The 18,093-nt window shown below is 52.0% G+C and carries 15 protein-coding genes; 6 read left to right on the top strand and 9 right to left on the bottom strand.

Annotated features, from left to right (window positions below; translation table 11 throughout):
* Window positions 1-509: 509 nt before the first annotated feature.
* The 5 genes from ACR0DE_RS20500 (at window position 510) to ACR0DE_RS20480 (ending at window position 5,867) form a co-directional block, all read left to right on the top strand.
* Window positions 510-809, top strand: coding sequence for a hypothetical protein (locus ACR0DE_RS20500; RefSeq protein WP_170684163.1), 300 nt, complete (start codon window positions 510-512; stop codon window positions 807-809).
* Between the two features lie 243 nt (window positions 810-1,052).
* The gene (locus ACR0DE_RS20495; RefSeq protein ID WP_480437156.1) at window positions 1,053-1,472 is read left to right on the top strand and encodes a hypothetical protein; all 420 of its coding nucleotides are present in this window, start codon (window positions 1,053-1,055) and stop codon (window positions 1,470-1,472) included.
* A gap of 55 nt (window positions 1,473-1,527) precedes the next feature.
* Window positions 1,528-2,142: a hypothetical protein gene (locus tag ACR0DE_RS20490; protein ID WP_171239162.1), complete on the top strand. Its 615-nt coding sequence runs from the start codon at window positions 1,528-1,530 to the stop codon at window positions 2,140-2,142.
* A gap of 1,360 nt (window positions 2,143-3,502) precedes the next feature.
* Complete coding sequence (locus tag ACR0DE_RS20485) at window positions 3,503-4,936, top strand: hypothetical protein (protein WP_170684158.1); 1,434 nt, start codon at window positions 3,503-3,505, stop codon at window positions 4,934-4,936.
* Window positions 4,926-5,867 carry a metallophosphoesterase family protein gene (locus ACR0DE_RS20480; RefSeq protein WP_480437163.1) on the top strand — a complete coding sequence of 314 codons (942 nt, stop codon included), beginning with the start codon at window positions 4,926-4,928 and terminating at the stop codon, window positions 5,865-5,867. Before ACR0DE_RS20485 ends, ACR0DE_RS20480 begins: the two co-directional genes overlap by 11 nt.
* Here the strand turns inward: ACR0DE_RS20480 and ACR0DE_RS20475 are convergent, their stop codons facing one another.
* A complete protein-coding gene (locus tag ACR0DE_RS20475; protein WP_010443773.1) occupies window positions 5,868-6,626 on the bottom strand; it encodes a DUF4956 domain-containing protein in 759 nt (252 codons plus the stop codon).
* Window positions 6,627-6,808: 182 nt separating this feature from the next.
* On the opposite strand from ACR0DE_RS20475, the gene ACR0DE_RS20470 reads away from it, so the two are divergent.
* The gene (locus ACR0DE_RS20470) at window positions 6,809-7,741 is read left to right on the top strand and encodes an SdiA-regulated domain-containing protein (RefSeq protein ID WP_170684154.1); all 933 of its coding nucleotides are present in this window, start codon (window positions 6,809-6,811) and stop codon (window positions 7,739-7,741) included.
* 88 nt (window positions 7,742-7,829) lie between these two features.
* Here the strand turns inward: ACR0DE_RS20470 and ACR0DE_RS20465 are convergent, their stop codons facing one another.
* From ACR0DE_RS20465 to ACR0DE_RS20430, 8 genes are all read right to left on the bottom strand, one after another.
* A complete protein-coding gene (locus ACR0DE_RS20465; RefSeq protein ID WP_480437168.1) occupies window positions 7,830-9,908 on the bottom strand; it encodes an autotransporter family protein in 2,079 nt (692 codons plus the stop codon).
* 534 nt (window positions 9,909-10,442) lie between these two features.
* The gene (locus ACR0DE_RS20460; protein ID WP_480437170.1) at window positions 10,443-11,369 is read right to left on the bottom strand and encodes a DMT family transporter; all 927 of its coding nucleotides are present in this window, start codon (window positions 11,367-11,369) and stop codon (window positions 10,443-10,445) included.
* 235 nt (window positions 11,370-11,604) lie between these two features.
* Window positions 11,605-12,630, bottom strand: a complete 1,026-nt coding sequence (locus ACR0DE_RS20455; protein ID WP_480755083.1) for a hypothetical protein — start codon at window positions 12,628-12,630, stop codon at window positions 11,605-11,607.
* Between the two features lie 51 nt (window positions 12,631-12,681).
* Window positions 12,682-12,978, bottom strand: coding sequence for a hypothetical protein (locus ACR0DE_RS20450; RefSeq protein WP_170768558.1), 297 nt, complete (start codon window positions 12,976-12,978; stop codon window positions 12,682-12,684).
* Between the two features lie 27 nt (window positions 12,979-13,005).
* Window positions 13,006-14,976, bottom strand: coding sequence for an alpha/beta hydrolase (locus ACR0DE_RS20445; protein WP_480437174.1), 1,971 nt, complete (start codon window positions 14,974-14,976; stop codon window positions 13,006-13,008).
* A gap of 291 nt (window positions 14,977-15,267) precedes the next feature.
* Window positions 15,268-16,212, bottom strand: a complete 945-nt coding sequence (locus tag ACR0DE_RS20440) for an aldo/keto reductase (protein ID WP_480437177.1) — start codon at window positions 16,210-16,212, stop codon at window positions 15,268-15,270.
* 407 nt (window positions 16,213-16,619) lie between these two features.
* Window positions 16,620-17,444, bottom strand: a complete 825-nt coding sequence (locus tag ACR0DE_RS20435; RefSeq protein ID WP_480755080.1) for a VOC family protein — start codon at window positions 17,442-17,444, stop codon at window positions 16,620-16,622.
* A 173-nt stretch (window positions 17,445-17,617) separates the two neighbouring features.
* Window positions 17,618-17,983, bottom strand: a complete 366-nt coding sequence (locus ACR0DE_RS20430; RefSeq protein WP_480437181.1) for a VOC family protein — start codon at window positions 17,981-17,983, stop codon at window positions 17,618-17,620.
* Window positions 17,984-18,093: the final 110 nt, after the last annotated feature.

The following is an 18,093-nucleotide window of genomic DNA, read 5'->3' as shown; positions in this document are numbered from 1 at the left end:
GGAACACACTCTTAGCTCCCACTTACTTTTTTTTGTTTGAACGCAGAGGCCTATCGTACGAGAGCGTAGAGAAATTTACGCGCGGAAAAAATATTGATTTATTAAAAATTAGATTCAAACATGCGAATTCGACACAACTTTATTTTACCTCCGTTGTTGTCGTTGCTGCTCGCTGTGCCGAGCCCTTTCGACTGCTGGAGTGAGTGCTAGCGGTCGGAAGGCACTTTACAATGATTGAGCGCTGGGAGGACGCGATGCTCAGACTTAAGGTACTCGCTCTCTTTCCAGAGTTCGCTCTAGCATTTGCTAGCGACTTCATTCGGCCTTCACACGTTAATGTCGGCCCCGATAGTCAACGAAATATCGTCCCGCCGACCAAGCCCACCGCGGCAAGTTTTGGGAAAGGTAGTCACAGGATCAAGGTATGTTCAATTGGCTGCACAGACGCGAGAGCTTCAAACAAGCGCATCCAATTTCACTAATTTCAAGGGAACCAGAGGGAGAAGAAGATGACCAACAAGATGGTGATGATTGCGGGCGCGACATGTTTCGCACTGCTTGCGGCCTGCGACGATACGAGTACATCAAGTGCGCCCGCCGAACTCACGCTGGCTCAGCAGGCGTGTTTGCGAGATGTAGCCAACACGACGAACAACTCGCAAGTCGTGGTGCTCTCATCCGCGTTTAGCGAGGCGGGAACACAGGTCACAGTCGGCGTAGGCGAGGATCGTGCTCCTTGGAATTGCATTGCTTACAGTGATGGCGCAACAGCTGGAATCGAGTTCCTGGGCGACGAAGGCGCATTGTGACCTGTCTGCTGCGTAGCTGAAATCCGCTGCGCAAAACTGGCTTGATCTGCCGAGGCTCGACTTGGTTTGTAGAACCACCATCATCGTATTCTCGGTCCTGTACCTGTTGGCGTTGGTTGCATTCTTGACGGGCACATTTGGCTCGTTGGGACAGGAACGAGACCCTTTGTCCGGAGCGTTCCTACTGCCGTTGGGACTACCTTGGATACTTGTAGCGGACTTAGTTTCGGAGTCCGCCAAGCCATGGTTCGCGGCGATTGCACCGGTGCTCAGCATTTTGGCGCTGGTTTTCATTTGCAGGTGGGCTCGCAGTTTACACCAGAAATGAAGGCGGACCTCTGTCTCACCAAAAGGGAGGAAAACATGGGAAAAGTGATCTTGGGAATTGTGATCGGGCTCATCCTTGGCGTGGTTGGGGTTATGACCTTGGGTGGCGGGGCCGCGGTGGGTGTCGGTGTTGCGACAGGCTTGTCCGCGGGTGTCTGCACCACATTGAAAGGAGCACAAGCCGAGAACCTTATCACCGCCGAGCAAGCGGATCAGATCCTCAATCGCGTAAATTCCGAGATGGCATCTCTGCAAGGAATTGAAACGACAGACGAGATCGTCGGCAGCGCACAGGCATGCGATGAGTTTCTGTCAAAGTTACGAGAAGCTAAATGAGGTTCCGCTTTGTACGGAACAAAACAGTAAGGACAAGCCAACAGGGAACAATCTGATGAAACTCGTTTTACTCAAGCTCCTCACACCCATGTTCGCAATCGCGAGCACAGCTGCTTTTGCAATGTCAGAAGCCGACGACGCGTGTATCGACCATTTGCGGCAGGTTGGTGGACCAGACGGTCAATCCGGAACGATTGAAAGCTCTCAGTTCTCGGAAGCTGGTACGCTCGTCATGCTGCGTGATGCAGGTGGAACACTTTGGCGATGCATTGCGTACAAGGATGGAAGCATTGGAGAGATGTCGGTTGTCGAGGCGATGGATGATGGCGGTGGAGCCATGGCAGGTGCCGCAGGTTCTACTGGTAGCCAGCGTGTCAAATTTGATCCTGGTTCCACTGGCGCAGAACTCGTTGGTGAACTCGCGCCCGGAGCGTCGCAGCAATATGTTCTTGGTGCGAAAAACGAACAGTTTCTTTACGTCCGCGTTGCTCCGCGAAATGGCTCCTTGGACTACGTTATTCGCAACCCCGATGGTTCTGAACTGTTGGGATTGATGTCGGCGGACAAGGAGTATCGAGGGCAGCTTTGGCAATCTGGTGATCATGTTGTGGAGGTTATCAATCGCAGCAACTCTTCCGTCGACTACAACGTAATTTTCGGAATTGAATAGGTGATCGACCAGAAGCCCTTGAACACGTTCCAAAAACAGCCAGGAAAAAAACACATGAGAACCAATGTCCTAATGGTGATCGGCGCGGTATGTATTTCTGCACTGGCAGCATGCGATGAGAGTGGCGGATCAGTGGATGCAAGTGCACCAACTGTGGGCAGCTCTAGCGATCTTTCGTCATTTGAAGGGGCAAGAGCGGGCCAAGCTGAAATGGGCATCCAAAGTCTCGGATTTGAACTCATCCGAAGCGAAGGGCTGACCTCGTACTGGTTTAACAAGGATACTGGTGCATGTGCTCGGATCTCGACATCTGATGGAAGGTACTCAGATGTAGCTATGCTGCCATCAGGTGACTGCTGACACATTTTCATCAATCAAACATCTGCAAATGGGAGCTTAAGTTTGCATTTCGACTTGGCACATGCGGCGGTCATCGTTGTCGCCTTAATCATCACTAACCTGGCATTGAAATCGGCTGGCGTGATCAACGAAGAAAACAAACACCAATGGAACTGGAAAGTTGTTCTAGCCTACTTCGTAGTCGTCGTTATCATCAATCTCGTGTGGCCAATCTAAAGTTTCACAGCGGAAAGCAATTTACCCACTTGATATGGTTGTCATGAACTAGCCTTTCCGAGAGACTATCAGGTCGCAAGAGTTTGAACATTAAAGGTTCAAGAATAGAAAGGATTTGGCATGCGGTTTTTGGCGTCCCTCATATTCATTGGTGTTCTCGCAACCGCTGCGAATTCTGACGTGACCAGTCGAAATGGCGGTCCAAGCAACAGTCAAATGCTTTCAAAGGGTGGTGACGGAGGCATTGATGGTGTCGCTTTCTTTCGCCCAGTCTTAAGCGGAGTGTTGTATCGATCCGGCTTCAAGGGCGGCGACAAGGATCGAACTGGCCTAAGTGAAGGTCAACGCGAAACTCTGTGCAGTGAAGGGTTTTCAACAGGGTTTTATGCCGACTTCGGCAAAAACACTGAATACGGTCGCACCATCTGCGGAAACGGATCCTTTGACTATCAGAGCGCCAGATCCTCCCGACCCGATGCTGTCATGGCGTCCATACACGAGGTGATTCAAAACCCTGGAAAGGGCCCTGTTCTGGTGCACTGCATGTGGGGCGTTCATTCCTCAGGTGCTTTGTCGGCGATGGCGCTCGTTCAGTTTTGCGGTTGGACAGAAGAAAGGGCCAAGGAATATTGGAATGATGCCCGAAACGGAGCCCCTTGTTCAGGCGGGTGCGACCAGTGGATTGACTCAAAATTTTCCAACTTCAGTGTCGACCCAAAATTGAAGATCTCCAACGAGCAACAGGCAGCGATTTGCCCCAAATGATATTGGGAGGACTATCCAAATGAAGTTCAATCTTCTGGGGTCACTTGCTTTAATTGCACCCACTGTCTTGTGGGCTAACGACGATGTTCTCGGTGAAGCCACGACATTTGATAGTCCCAACGGCGTTACTGAACGCTGTATTCGGATCGAAAAAGTTCCAGCGGGCGAGTATAAGAAAAGCGATCTTGAGGAAGAAACGTCCTATTGCGAGATCGATTTCTATGCCTCCGAAATTGCTATTTGCCCAAAAACCTGGAGCACCAGCCCAGGAATGGCAGTCTACGATATTTCGGAAGGACCCTACACGGGGAACCGTTCTGAATTCGAGAGAAACGCTTGCAAAGAGGGGAAGGCGGCGAAGGATCTGGCCAAGGACAGGGTCGCTAAATTCAAGTCCACCATGAACCAAAAGGGCACCAGTGGAACGTTTTCCACTTCGTCGCTGCTTTACTATCATTTCTCTAGATATTTCGACGCGACTGTCAAAGTTCCAGTCGCCGTTTGGCGTAGCATGGACGCCCAGGCGCATTTTTCCGAGGTTGCAGAGCCTGGCCTTGCGATTTCTGGTGGCTCTCATGGCGGGCGCATGAACCATGAAGGCTGGCGGGTCTTTGCAGCTGCGGACGCCGATCCGAACTCATACCAACCGACCGATGATTTATTCACCGCAGATCGAACGCAAATATACGGTGTACTGCTTGATAGTCCTGGGCATCGATACGGTTCGGAAATCAACGGCACCCGCAAATCTGGTTGGGGGAAAGGCCAAAACCTCGATTTTCAGGAAACGCCAGCTTTTTTGGCTCTGCGGTCTTCAAAACCAATCTCAGAGGCCATTGCAGAGGGCGTTAAAGAAGGCCGAAAAGACCGGATCATCAACAAGGATCTCGGCCCCGATGTCAGTGACCAACAGATGGCATTTTGGATGCAAGAACTTACCGAAATTGTTCTACTCGACTTCATCTTCAGCCAGCAGGACCGTGTAGGAAACATAGACTTCACACCCTATTGGTATTGGGTCGAAGACGGAAAGCTGAAGCATAAGAAAGCCAAGCACCATGAGCCAAACGATGGAGACGTTCCCGACGACGCATTATTGATCCGTCGCAGCAATCTAAACGACAACGATGCTGGTGGGCGTGTCCAATACGCCAACTTCGCGAAATCTACTCAAATGCTGGAGAAAATTCGCCACTTCTCTCCAAGCACGTATCGGCGCTTGATTGCATTGAATAGTGACCTCCAATCCCAAGGCCCATTCTATGACTGGCTATCGCAAAGCTTTGGGTTGTCAGACAGTCAGATTGCACAAGTTGTCAAAAATACTGCGCTGGCAACGTCCATTCTCCAGAGCAATTGTTCAAATGGCGATTTGATGTTCGACTTGGATCCTGTCGCATTCTTTTTGAGAAACGGCACCGAGGTAGAGGCTGTGGACTGTTATGTACCGTAGGTGTTCTGCTCTTATTGCGGTGTTCATTTGGACCGCTCTGCTCGCCTGCAAAGCGGCGGCATTGGATGTCATCGTCATATCGGATCTGAATGGAAGCTATGGTTCGGTAAGATACGATGCCCGCGTCGACAAGGCGATTGAGCGCATAATCGAGATTGATCCAGATCTGGTTATTTCGACCGGAGATATGGTTGCGGGACAGCGCATTCCCAACTTGTCCGACAAACAGGTCATGGAGATGTGGAATGCGTTTCACGTGGCCGTATCAGATCCTCTAGCGGCTGCCGGAATTCCATTTGCGGTCACGCCTGGAAACCATGATGCCTCCGCCTACAGTGGGTTCGAGCGTGAAAGAAAAATATACGCAGAGGAATGGACTCCGAGAAAACCAGACGTCGATTTCCTGGTTTCAAATGACTACCCGTTCTTCTACGCATTTGAGATGCAGGGCATTACGTTTGCGTCTCTGGATGCAACAACCCTAGGACCCCTGTCCGGTGACCAGCAGGACCGCCTACAGGAACTGGGTGCAGTCGGAGACCCGATTGTCACATTCAGTCACCTCCCACTTTGGCCGTTCGCGATCCAGCGCGAACGCGAAATCATCGGTGACCCAACACTTGAAAAAATCTATTTGGAAAGCGGTGTCGTTCTGCATTTGTCAGGCCACCATCATGCCTTCTATCCCGGTTGGAAAGACGGGGTAGCTTACGTCTCTCAAGCTTGTTTGGGGGGTGGCCCGCGACGGCTTATTGGCTCAAAAGCCAGATCACCTCACAGCTTCACTCATGTTACGTTCCAGCCAAACGGAGAGTTTGGGATAGCAGTATATCGAGGGCCTGATTTCGAAAGGTCGGTAAACTTCAAGTCGCTCCCGAAAGAGATCAGATCCCCGAACGCGGTGTTGAAACGTTTAGACCTTGTTAAATGACTAGAGGTTGAGTTTCAGTTCAACTTTTTCAGGAACCAGATCGTTTATCATCTCTTCTATCCGAGCTTCTGAAAGTCCACCCGAGGTGATGAACAGCAATGAAACGCGAGATTTTCCGGGGACGTGGTGTTTTCTGACCAGCTTCCATCCAGCGTCTGCGGCCATAGCTTCAATGGCGCCGCTGACATTCAACGAGTGCTCTTCGTCTGAGGCCTTGAGGGAAATCTCTACACCCTTGTTTCTTCCACCAAGCCAAATGAAACACCAACATACAACCGCCACCAGTGTGGCCATCAGCGGCAAGCCCAAACCGACCGCAAGACCAAGAACAGTCACGATTATCATTTCGACAGTGTCCACCGGATCATCGAGATTGGAGCGGAACCTGAGCAACGCTCCGATTCCAAATATGACAAAACCGATCATTGACCCGTGCTGAACCACCAGGAAACCAACCGCCATGCCGATAAGCGCATACAGGAAGAAAAGCCTTGGCATAACTATGTCGCGGACGCTTCTACGGGCTTTACGTCTCACCGGATGATAGACGATCAAGCCAGCCAGAATGATCGTGACGATCACATCGAGAGTAAAGAAATACAGTTCCTGTTTGCCACGAAACTGCGTCCACCGGCGTTCGATAACGATTTCCGACCCCGAAGCCCCGGCTAGCATCGTCGCAGGGTCGACTTGTGACACCGCAGCACCTGGCAACAGCAGCATCAACAACACGGTCACAAATGTGAGGGTCGTATTCAACTTGTCTTCCTTCCTGCTCACGCCAAAGGCTTACGCTTAACCAAAGGCACATCGTGCCCTATTCAATTCAATCGCAACAGGCGGGATCAGGTAAAGAGATTACAGTGCATTCTTCGGACATCGTATCCGGACTGTGATACGAACGCTGATACAGGGATGTGGTCCAAGCGCGAGAGAATCCAATGACAGAAAACAGAGTGTTTTCGTCAAAAGCTGAAATTTCACGGTGTTTCTGCAAACTTAGACGACTCGCTTTTGCGGCCAGCTTGGTTGCGGCAGCCTTTTTGCCTTGGACCGATTTTGCCTACGCCGAAAGTGCTGGTTTGGTTCTGGTCGATAAATTTAAGGTGGCAGACAAATCAGAGGGATTTTCGGAGCCTTCCGGTTTGGCAATGTCTAACGCTGAAGGCTTCTTGTGGTCTGTAAGTGATGCCGAACCTAAACTGCACCTACTCGGAGTCGACGGGGTATTAGGAAACTCTTTCAAGTTACCAGCATTGGTAGGATCAGATTTGGAGGGCGTCGCATCACGAAAAGATGGGACTGTTTTAGTACTTCAGGAAACTGATCGATCAATTCTAGTCGTTCACCCGACTGACCCCAATCAACTAACTACAATCCCTCTCACATCTCTCAAAGGCTACTCGGACGCCGCTGAATTGCTCGTCGGTAATCCTTTGAACAAGGGACCTGAGGGCATCGCCGTCGACCCGGAATCCGGGAGGGTCTTCATTGGCATTGAAGGACAACCAAGGTTGTTAATGGTCGTATCACCAGCGCTAGACGAAATTGTTGAGATCATTCCTTTAGCCCGCGATGCAGGTTTTATCTCCGAGCGTGTGGATGATGATGAACTGGATTTGAGTGGCCTAGCATGGTCCCCGTCCTCACGTTCTCTTTGGATTGTGAGTGACAAAGGCCGTCAAATCTTCGTCTACAATCCAGAGTCCAAGTCCGTAAAGTCTATCAGTTTGACGTTCACAGAAGATGGCAAACAAAAGGAAGTTAAACATCCCGAAGGGATCGCTCTCGATGAGACCAGAGGGCTTCTCTATATCCTGACAGACGATGCCAAGAAATCGCGGCTTTATGTTTTTAGTATCCCCAAATTTTGATCGCTAGAGAATGAAGCCCACATCGCCACAATAGCTTCCGCAAGTTATTGCAGCTAGCTTACCACTCCTCTTCGTTGGTCCACCCTAATCAGAACCGAACACTTAAGTTTGCACCCAGGCCATGTTCTTGGCCATTGGAGCGAACTGAATAGCCATATCCTGCCGTTAGTCTCGCCAGATCAGAAATCTGATAGCCCAGCCCAAGCCCAAGAACGAAACCATTGGCGCCTCGGTTTTGTCCGACTTGCGTGAATGTCCCAAATATCGGGCTCGTGACAGTGATTTCGTGTTCACTGTCCTTGTTGGCAAAAAAATCATACTCGTAACGAGCAAAAGCGATTGGGGTTAGCACACCATTCTCTGTCAAGAAATCCCGCTGGTAGTCAATTCCAATAGAAGCGACCAGCGATTCTGCGTTCGCTTTTTCAATCGAGTAATTGAAATCACCACCGCCCGTCTCTGTGCCTGAACCTTGTTGGATACGCCCGTAGTTCAATCCAAAAACCGTAGAAACCCTTGCACCGCTGTCCAGGTTAAACAGCTTCCGTGCCTGGATACCGGCATGGATGCCCTCTTGGTCCAAATCAGACTTTGCCTCGCCTCCCGTAAAGCCATCAACAGAAGGGTTATTTCGCTTGGCGTCGGTTTCACCGAACATGTAACCGACCAGCCCGGAGAACTCCCAAGTTCCGGTTGTTGTGCGCCCATAGACGCCCACATGATAGCTGTCGGTCGAAAAGTCCTGATCGACTTGATCGTGTTCATCCATGGAGGATGTCCCAAATCCTGCGTACACGCCGACCACACCTCTATCGGTGCTTGCGACATCCGCTCCGACCAAAATCGTGCCCAGCGAATAGTCGAATGTCCCAAGGCCATTGCTTCCATCAACGTCCCCGCTCACATAGGCCGTGTCGATCCACCAGCGCCGATCAGAGCAGTCTATTGCGCCGCTTGGGCTCTGGGCCGAGTCGATGTCGCCTTCTGCAACGGGTTGATCCGCATTGCTGAAGCCAACCGCTTGATACTTGCGGCAGTCAGCATGGCTCAGCACAGTGTTTGTTATCAGGTCAAGTTGCTCAAGCCCAACGGTCAAATTGGAGGAATAGGGCTCTGCGTGCACACGATTAAACCCAGCCAAACCTGAATTGGTAAGCGTGTTAACTGCATTGCCCAAGGTTGTGCCGTTGGTCAGAATGGTTCCAGGTGACTTGATTGCAGTGTTGGCCACCGCACCAGCGAGATTGCTTGCATTGGGTGATCCTACAACTGCTGGATGCTGCGGTAAGCTCGAGACGGGGAGGGTCGAAAACGCTATGTCGATTCTACCGTCCGCGGTTGGCGTGTTTGAGATACTCAGACTGGATAGGGCGGGCAGAGATCCTCCGGCAACAAGAGTTGGGGAGTTTCCATCGAAACGCGAGGCTTGAAAAACCGTGTAGTCGTTGCCAGCAGCATAGTCCTGCGCAGTCAGGCCGGGACGAGCGGCTTCGACTTGTATAGTGGCGCGGTTAATCCCTGTAACGGGCCCGCTGGATGACACCAAATCGGCTTTCTGACCGGCCGTCGGATCGACTTCACTTAAGATCCTTGACCCAGTTTCAAATGCGATACCGCCACTATTGTTAAGCGTACCAATTGAAAAGCCCGGCGAAAGCACCCCTCCGTTCTTAACTGTGAAGTTGAATGCGTTCACGGTTCCCGTTCCGGCCAGCGTGCCAAAATTCTCAAAGTTTACGGTGTTCAAACTGCTTGCCGCATCAAGCCGAACAGTCGTGCCTGCCGCAATCGCCATGTCACTGGTTGAAGAAATCGAACTATTCGTCAGCGTGAAATCAGAAGCCTCAGCAACCCGAGTTTGGATATAGTACGCCCCGAAAACGACTTCGGTCGCCCCCATAACAGTCAGGTTGTCGTAGGTTAACGGTCGGTCTGACTGGAAGTAAACTTCAGTGGGGTCGATATTCGCGCCGTTGAAGGGAGCGAACGTCATTGATCTGCCGGAACCAATCGAAGTTCCAATGAGGTTCACTCTCAGCTTCCCGTTGATGTTTGTTGCCAACGCCTCCCTAGATACAAAGTCTCCGCTGCCTGCGGCGACATCAACATTCAGAAGAGTTAACACTGAAGCATTAGTTGGAACGGTATTTTGGCCGGGAACATACAACTCAACTTCACCTGAGGACGTAATTGAGGAGTTGCCAATTGTAAGTCCTGTTATGGGTCCGTTTGGGATCGGCAGACACGTGCGTTCCGTCGTTGAAATTGTTTGATTAACGCGAGTGCTTTCAGATCCGGATGAATATTCTATCCGAGGAGAGCCCAATTCTACGCAACCCTGTGCGCTTTGGGCCTGTGCGCTGGCGGATAGTATCAAATAAGTTGAGATAGCTGAGCTGAAGCCCACCAAAATCTTGCACCGTGAAACTCGGCTTAGACTTACAAGCCTACCGATTGCCATCTGCCCTATCCTCGCTCAAAAAACGTGAGTCAAATCTACCTTAAAGCTCAATGAGAAAAATTAAGTTTGTTTTGTCTTTGTAAGAAATTTTCTGTGGCAATTGAACAATCCTAATGAGCAAGAAGGACTACATCGGTCTCCGCGCAGTCGATTAAACTACCCGCACCGCTCCGTCGTCATCTCGTTAAATACCCGTACAGAGCTTGCTCACCTCAGAGAATGGCAGCACCGAGGCTAGTACTACCGCCTTGGTGATTTTGCGAGCACGATAGTTACGTTGCGCGTCTTTCTACTCCTTGTGATCGCGATTGCGCCCAGCACTAAGGCACATGCAAAAGCTTGAGGAAAAGTGATGGCTTCGCCAAAAGCAAGGTATCCCACGGCAAACATAGTGGGCAATTCGATGCTTCCGACGACCGCAGTTTGAGAAGCTCCAATAACAGGCGAGCATATTGTGTAGATAAGCTGGGGCACGAACGAGGTGACCAGACCAATACCAACAATGAAAAGCCAATCGGACTGTTCCCTTGGGAGAAGCTCTCCAACCTCAGCACCAAAGATCAGCGGTGCGAGGCCCAGTACAGACCCCAGAGAAACTGACGCGATACGTGCCAACGGCGCAATCCGTGACAACCTGTGTACCAGGACGCAAATTCCGAAGCCAAACCCAAATGGGGCGGCAAGGGATAGCAGCAGCGTCGGTAGGTATTCCGCAGCCACTGACGCAGGCGAGCCAGCAATGACAGCTGCAACCACAATCAGACCAGCGGCCAACATGGCGCGTCGCGTGGGTGCATCTCCAAACACAGCCCAAGCAATAACTAAGGTGAACATTGGATAGGTCATGTAAAGCACACCCACTGTCGATGCGGGCAGCTTCTCCAGCGCCGTTACATATCCGATCCAACCAAGCCCCATTACGGCTCCGGCGAAAAGACCCCAAGTGATCTCTCGCCATTCTTTTCGGTGCACGATGAGAACAGGAAGCAGAAGAAGAGCGGCAATAATGTAACGGTAGAATGCGACTGCATAGGGTGCAACGCCCTGTTCGGTTAGGCTGCGGCTGAAGTAGGGAACCAGGCCGAAACAGATTGAAGCAAAAAGAACACCAATAACCGCGAATGCGTAAGGAATGGATGTTCGATTTCGCGCAGATGTCGTGGCCATAATCTGTAGCTATCACCCATTTGCATCTTCGTCTTCAGAGACTCTACGAAAGACTGCTTTGTCCCGCACACCGGTAGTTCACTGAATTTTTCTGAGCGACCGCACTGAGCCCAAACTAGCAGATTGCTGCACCTACTTCGAATGTCCGCTTCCGGACTGCCGCCCAGGGTAAAGAAACAGACTAACTCGAAAATGCGGCGAACGGCATCAAAGTCCGCTTGACAAAGTGGCAACGCTATTGGAGTGCTTTAGTCAATGCAGAGACCAGCGCGTTCGGATTTTCCTCCATGCGGGGGAGAAGTACTGTTCTCACGACGTCGTTCAATGCCCTATCCGCTTGGGCAGCGGCTGGGTCATCGTGATCGACGAAGACTTCGAATGCTTCAGTGGCGGTTAAGACTGCGCCCGGCACATGCGCCACGCCCTGTAGCAATGCGCTAATGCCCAAATGTTCCACTTGATTGCTATTAGTAGGGGGGCCGACGAACGCTGGATTGAACCCGTCAACTCCCCAAACCTGGCTCGCGGTAAGGCCTTCGCCCGTTGCATATTGATGGATGTGCGGCACACTAAAGTGGCCGATGTAGCCGTGGCTCCACAGGGGGCGGTGCGTTAAGGGATTGTACCTGCTTGTGCCTGATAACAGAGCTTGCCAGATCAACAGAGTGGCCTGTCCGTCTGTCTTGGCATGGCGTTCGCGCTCTGCTCGCGCACTCTCTGGCAGCGTTTCGACATAGTTACGGGAAAGCGGCAGCAGCGCCAATGCGCTTTCCAATGCATTGGGCTTGCGCTCGAGAAAAGCCGCGTAAGCATCAGATAGAAGTGCGACGTGAATTGCTCCGGCATCTGATGCCATTGCCTCGGTGAGTGTGTATACAGTCCAGCCCGCCTCACGAAGCGCTGGCGTGCTCACATCCCAAAGCGTCGGCGGCAAGGCTTGACCGCGATCCGCGCTGACTGCCGACAATTCCCCTATGGCATCGGCATACGCGCTCAGTGTAGCTGCGTCGACCTTGTCGGCTTCCAGCCGAGCCAGGTGGTCATCGACGCCAAGATCGCTTAGCTGACCGGTCGGATGAAGGCCGACTGCCAGAAGGCGTTGCTCCAACTCTGATGCGTTCAGGAGCGCCGGTTCAGGCGGTACTGCCTCCGCCAAGTCTCTGAGTGTTTCAATCCGTAAAAGAGGGCGAGATACAAGCCACGTCGTGCCCGCCGCTATAAGAAGCGCAGCCGCTAGCCAGAGAAATGCTGACCGCTTCATGAAGTCTCCGACCCGCGCCACGTTTTTGCAATAGACGGCACGGGTCTTGTCCTATTCCTGCGCCAGATAATCTTCAAAACCCTTCACCGCGCCGTCAATGATCGTACAGTTACCTGCCGCGCGTATTGTTGGGTCGTCCCAATACACATTCCAGAAAACGACGATACTTTGATCGTTCAAAATGCCCGGAAATACGGAAATCGCGGCGTTTGGCAGGTCAGCATATTCGGGTACATCCCACAAATAGTCGTGGCACAGTTGAAGCGCGTCAGTCGTTTGACGATCAAATGCATGGGCAGACGATGCAAAGCCAATCGCCAAAATCGTTGCTGTGATCAGGGCCTTCATTGGAGTCTCCATTTGCTTACGCAGTCTTCAATTCTCGACACTATGCATGCTGCCGTCCGGCATCAAATACGGTAGCCTTAGATCCGAGACGCATGTGCCATCGATGCCTGCCCCGGGGTTTTCCAGAAACGCTTCGCCAATATCGCGGGCGCATTGACTGAACACAAGGGCCCCGTGCCCTGTTTCCGGGAACAGGAACGACTGACTGTTGGGCAAAGTGTCTGCCGCTAGCCCACCCCAGGAAGATGCGGTCTGTGTGTCAATCTCACCAGACAAGACCAGTACCGCGATGTCGGAAAGCACGGGTTCAAGGTAGTTGTCTCGAGGTACCGGTGTGAACTCGCTGCAATCTGCAAATAGGCTCGGAATTTCAGCTAGAGCCGCTGTCATCAATGGACCGTAGCCCAACTCTGCTACCAAAGCGCCAAATCCCGCCGCTGAGTTGAAACCGTCCACAAAATCTTCCTGGCAAGCGTAGAGCAAGAGCTCGAACTCACCCTCCATAATGGTTTGCAAAGCTGCGTTATCTGTTGCGATCAAGTTGAAAACGCGCTCGACATCTTCGGGGCCGAGCAAAGCGATCAATGAGGCCAACCGACCTGCTGTCGCTTCGTTGAAATGGACGCGGACCAGGTCGAGCAACGCTCCAGCACGCGGCGTTTCAAACCGTAGGTTTAGATAGTCTTGCGCAAACGCCAAACGATCCGCCCGATCAGGCAACCCGGCCAGAGCATCTTCAAGCGCATCGTCAAAGAACTCTCCCAAGGAGGCCGGTTCTAGATCTCGGTCGCGATCCGCTTCAAGCTGCTCCAAAGCCGAGGACGCGGTGTCGGAAGCAATTTCCATTTGCGACATGGCGTTGATTGCAGCTTGCGCCAGAGCCTTTTCATCGGCGCTCAGGTCCAACGTACCCGCCAACAACGTTTCTGCGGAGGGCTGGGGTGGAAGGTCACCGTTGACGATTTGTTTGATGAGGTCGACCGTTCCGTCCTCAAGCTCTCTGACCAGTGCGGGCGCGTACGTGGTGAAGCCCCGGATCGTTGGGTCGGACCAATCGTTTCTGCCGGAAAAAATGCTGAAAAGCACTTGCCCGGATATCTCGATCCCCGCAGCCTCCAATGGACGTGCCTCTAAGTCCTCAAGGAGGTTAAAATACCGCTGCGTTATATCGGGATAAGCCTCCGCACAGACAGGATCCGCTTCACACGGTGCGAACGTATTAAAAATGGCCTCGGTGTGTGGGACGAACAGAGTGTCGTAAAGCGCGATTTGGGGTGGAGCGACGCTGTCTAATACGACTGCACGCAGACCCTCTGGCGCAGAGCGCATAACTTCTAGTGCGAGCTTGGTGCCATATGAAACGCCATAAATATTGTACTCAGCGTAGCCAAGAGCCGACATTACAGCTCGCACATCCAAAGCATTTTGGGTCGTGTTGAACTGCGGAAGATCGAAGCCTCGTTCGGTCAATTCCGAAATGCAGTCGCGAACAAGTGCCGTCTCCAGCTGAGGTAGGTCAGCCCCGCCCAACTGATCGACGATTGGCTCCAGGTTTTTTGCCAGAGTCCCGAAGCAATCCATATCCGGGGCGCTTGCATCGACGCCGCGTTGATCGAACGCCACGACGTCCCTTCGCCCTCGCAAATGGTCAAAAAACAGACTGAGCGAGCGCACAGATTCAACTGAACCGCCGCCCGGTCCCCCGTGAAGGTAGACAACCGGGTCTGCCACGGGTGCCAGCGAATGAGCCTTAAAAACGATGAAGCTCAGGTCCAGGGTCCTGCTTTGAGCATCTCTGTGGTCCTCAGGTACTGCCACGATACCGCAGATTACAGTTGCTCCGTCAATCTCATCGGGGACGACGGGGCGCGTGCACGGAGTGATTTCGACCGGATAGCGCGTATCTGCTCCACCCGCGAATTGAGCTTCAAAAGCCGTCGGATCAGAAGGCTCTCCAAGCAAAGCAGACAGGACGGCAAATATTTGTTCGGGATTCATGGTCACACCGCATGAGGCTGTTGATTTTTCTATAACCTTAGATCAGTGGACTGCATTTGCGAACCGATTGAAAGTTGTCCTTCCGTCGCTTCAAATCCAAACACTACGGATTGAGAGGTTGTTTCAGAGCATCTTTGCAAAGGGCACCACCCTGATGAATCCGGAGATCGAAAACTAAACAACCAACGACAGCTTTGTCCGCAGAGAGGTCATTAGTGAAAACTCTGCGAACGTCTGCACCGAGCCAAAAGCGGTCAATTGGCAAAACAGTATTCTATCCGAAAATCGACTCTAAGCTTCTGGGTCGCTCGAAGTTTTTTCGAGCTTGGCGAGTTCGTCCCAAACGCCTTCAGGGATGGACCACTCTGCCCATTCCATCGCCTGTTGAACATGCTGAGGCCATGTCACTCCGCATACCGTCGAAGTGATGTCGTCGTTTTTCAACGAGTATTGCAACGCGACCGCCCCGACTGGGACATCGTAGTGACCGCATACCTCTTCAACAGCACCTATTGGCGCAAGTACATCATCATCTGCGGATCGATAGACATAAAAGCGATGGATCGCGCTGCCTCGGGCAAGTGCACCTCCGGAATAAGGTGCTGCGTTCAATATCGAAACGCCTCGTGATTTCGCGAGTTCTATCAGAGGTGCCGCGTTATCGTTTACCAGCGTATGCCGGTTATGTGTCAGGACCACATCAAAATCCCAACCCTCCAAAATTGGCATCATCAAGTCGATACGTCCCGCTGCGATTCCGACCGCCTTTGCTAGACCTTCCTCCTTGATACGGAACAACTCTTCAATGGCGCCACCTGGTCCTTTGACCTCAGATAGATCATTTGCATATTCGACATCATGGACGTGGAGTATATCGACGCTGTCGACGCTTAGGGCCGCAAGACTTTCCTCGAATGACCTACGTGCCTGAGAAGCATCAAAAGCACCGGTTTCCATATCCCGGTCGATTTTGGTGGAAAGCACCCGCCCGTCCGGCCAACCGCCAAGCTCACGAATGACTTTTCCTATGCGCTCTTCACTTCGTCCCATGGCATAGCAACGGGAGGTGTCCAGAAAGGCATTTGGCTGCGAAAGAATTGCCCGAATGGTGTCAATCGCGCGGTCTTCCTCAACTTCATACCCATAGATTTCCGGGATACTTCCCAACCCTGTCGATCCAAACCCGATGCGAGGGACCCGTACCCCTGTCTTACCAATTTCGCGTAGCTCTGCCATGCCAACCTCCCAATTGGTTCCGGACATTCACGGATGTTGCGCGAGTAATTTATTGAAAACAAGTCAGGCTTGTCGCTGGAGTTACTCTCTGGCCTCAACGCAATTGTTCAAACCGCAAATTCACCAAGCTTTTTCGCGAATGGTAGAAGTGTCCACAATGCAGACATTCACTGAATTCTGCTTAACAGCCAGCTGAGCGCGGCACTGCGAAACGTCTCGGGGCTTCAGTCGAATGCTCTATGGATGTTCTTATCACTCGTCCACAACACGAAATTCGCCGGAAGGCGCGTCAGTAGGTGGTTCTTCAAAGGCACCGGGAACAATCATCAAGGATGCGATAATCGTGCACAGATGGGGAATCCGACTTAAAAACGCTCTTCACCTGCAACGCATATGCAAACCGAACTCTAACCGCTTCCGGTTTCGTGCAGATCAAGGAGGTATGAGTAAGTACCGTTCGTGTCGCGTATCAGTGCCATGTCATGCTTTTCAAACCTGCACTTCTGCTGCTCAAGGACATATCCATTCATTTCGCGCACTTGATCCAGCGCGTCGAAGAGGTTCCCAACCCGAACGGTGGGAACCCACATTGGGCTCTTAAGATCGATCACTATTGTATGATGCACACCGACATTGGCATCAGCTCGCATAATGGAATGAGTTGAATTTCCACGGCTGCTCTCTGAGTGGCATTTCCAACCGAACAACTCATCGTAGTAATCGTCTGGATAGTCATTGCTTCGCGATAGGTAGACTTCGGGACCGAATTGCTTGGCTGGCGCCGGAAAGGCGTGTCGGGAAAAGCAAATGCCAACGAACGCTCCATTGGGATCGCACAAAAGGCAGTTACGCCCGACGCCTGGGACCTCGAAGGGAGGTATTACAACTTTGCCGTAAAGGCCGGCGCACTTTTCCGCGGCCCGGTCGACATCATCAACCTCAACATACGGAACCCAGTCACATAGGTGCGACGCTTTGGGGTCCAAGATCCCGGCACCTGTCTCATTCGACAATGAGCTTAGAATATAGTCTCCCTCGCCTCCGCCCCATGCAAAGTTGGTTGCGTGTTCCACCACGTAACCCCAGCCCGCGACTCTTTCGTAGAAGCGCTGGGACAAGTGTGCATCGGCTGTAAACAAGTCATGCCAAACAATCCGACCCGTCTTGTTTGATTTCATAGCAGTACCTGTCAGCATGAGTGCGTGGTACCGGTGTTTGTTCTGTTTGGTCATTGATTTGAGTCAATGCTTTTCGAATCTTCAAAGGCATCCCGCTGGTCCAAAACTGTCATGCGGCATGGATAGAGTATTCAAAAAAACGGTCTGTGGATTAGTGCAACGAGCAGCATTGCCGCAAAGGTGCCACATGGGCTCTCAGCAACATGAAAACCGCGCCCAGCTGCCTGTCATGCCGGTTCCCAAAGTTCGATTGGATTGCCTTCAGGGTCGTTCAGCCATGCAAACTTTCCATTGGGATACGGAGAATCTGGATCAGGGCGCACTTCTATGTTTTCCGCTTCCAGCTGGGCGATGATTTTATCGAGATCGCGAACACGGAAGTTCAACATGAAAGGCCTTTCACGATTGCCAAAATACTCGGTGACCTTTTCGAACGGCGCGAAGACCGTCTCGCCAGCTTCTTGCGTCCAGCAAGGCGTATCGTAGTCGGTGGGAACTGGGCTAATACCGAGGTGTTTGAAATACCAATCTGCCAGCGCGGCCGGATCCTCCGCTCTGAAGAAAAATCCGCCAAAGCCAAGTACTTTCTCCATTTTTTTGCCTCCGCAACTTAAAACCCTGATCACAAAATATACTGAATCGATGGACCACGGATATCTTTACTTGGGCTAAGCAGCGCATGATGCAAGAAAGCCCGGGGCGC

The sequence above is a fragment of the Ruegeria sp. C10 genome (assembly GCF_056537805.1).
Note: the sequence above shows the minus strand (reverse complement) of the source record. Positions and strands in the feature narration are given on the sequence as shown.

Excerpts from the sequence above, each read along its gene's own strand:
- ACR0DE_RS20455 (WP_480755083.1), bottom strand. The coding sequence starts at position 12,630 with ATGAAGCGGTCAGCATTTCTCTGGCTAGCGGCTGCGCTTCTTATAGCG.
- ACR0DE_RS20430 (WP_480437181.1), bottom strand. The coding sequence starts at position 17,983 with ATGGAGAAAGTACTTGGCTTTGGCGGATTTTTCTTCAGAGCGGAGGAT.
- ACR0DE_RS20490 (WP_171239162.1), top strand. The coding sequence starts at position 1,528 with ATGAAACTCGTTTTACTCAAGCTCCTCACACCCATGTTCGCAATCGCG.
- ACR0DE_RS20445 (WP_480437174.1), bottom strand. The coding sequence starts at position 14,976 with ATGAATCCCGAACAAATATTTGCCGTCCTGTCTGCTTTGCTTGGAGAG.
- ACR0DE_RS20480 (WP_480437163.1), top strand. The coding sequence starts at position 4,926 with ATGTACCGTAGGTGTTCTGCTCTTATTGCGGTGTTCATTTGGACCGCT.
- ACR0DE_RS20470 (WP_170684154.1), top strand. The coding sequence starts at position 6,809 with ATGACAGAAAACAGAGTGTTTTCGTCAAAAGCTGAAATTTCACGGTGT.
- ACR0DE_RS20495 (WP_480437156.1), top strand. The coding sequence starts at position 1,053 with ATGGTTCGCGGCGATTGCACCGGTGCTCAGCATTTTGGCGCTGGTTTT.
- ACR0DE_RS20500 (WP_170684163.1), top strand. The coding sequence starts at position 510 with ATGACCAACAAGATGGTGATGATTGCGGGCGCGACATGTTTCGCACTG.
- ACR0DE_RS20435 (WP_480755080.1), bottom strand. The coding sequence starts at position 17,444 with ATGACCAAACAGAACAAACACCGGTACCACGCACTCATGCTGACAGGT.
- ACR0DE_RS20450 (WP_170768558.1), bottom strand. The coding sequence starts at position 12,978 with ATGAAGGCCCTGATCACAGCAACGATTTTGGCGATTGGCTTTGCATCG.
- ACR0DE_RS20460 (WP_480437170.1), bottom strand. The coding sequence starts at position 11,369 with ATGGCCACGACATCTGCGCGAAATCGAACATCCATTCCTTACGCATTC.
- ACR0DE_RS20485 (WP_170684158.1), top strand. The coding sequence starts at position 3,503 with ATGAAGTTCAATCTTCTGGGGTCACTTGCTTTAATTGCACCCACTGTC.
- ACR0DE_RS20440 (WP_480437177.1), bottom strand. The coding sequence starts at position 16,212 with ATGGCAGAGCTACGCGAAATTGGTAAGACAGGGGTACGGGTCCCTCGC.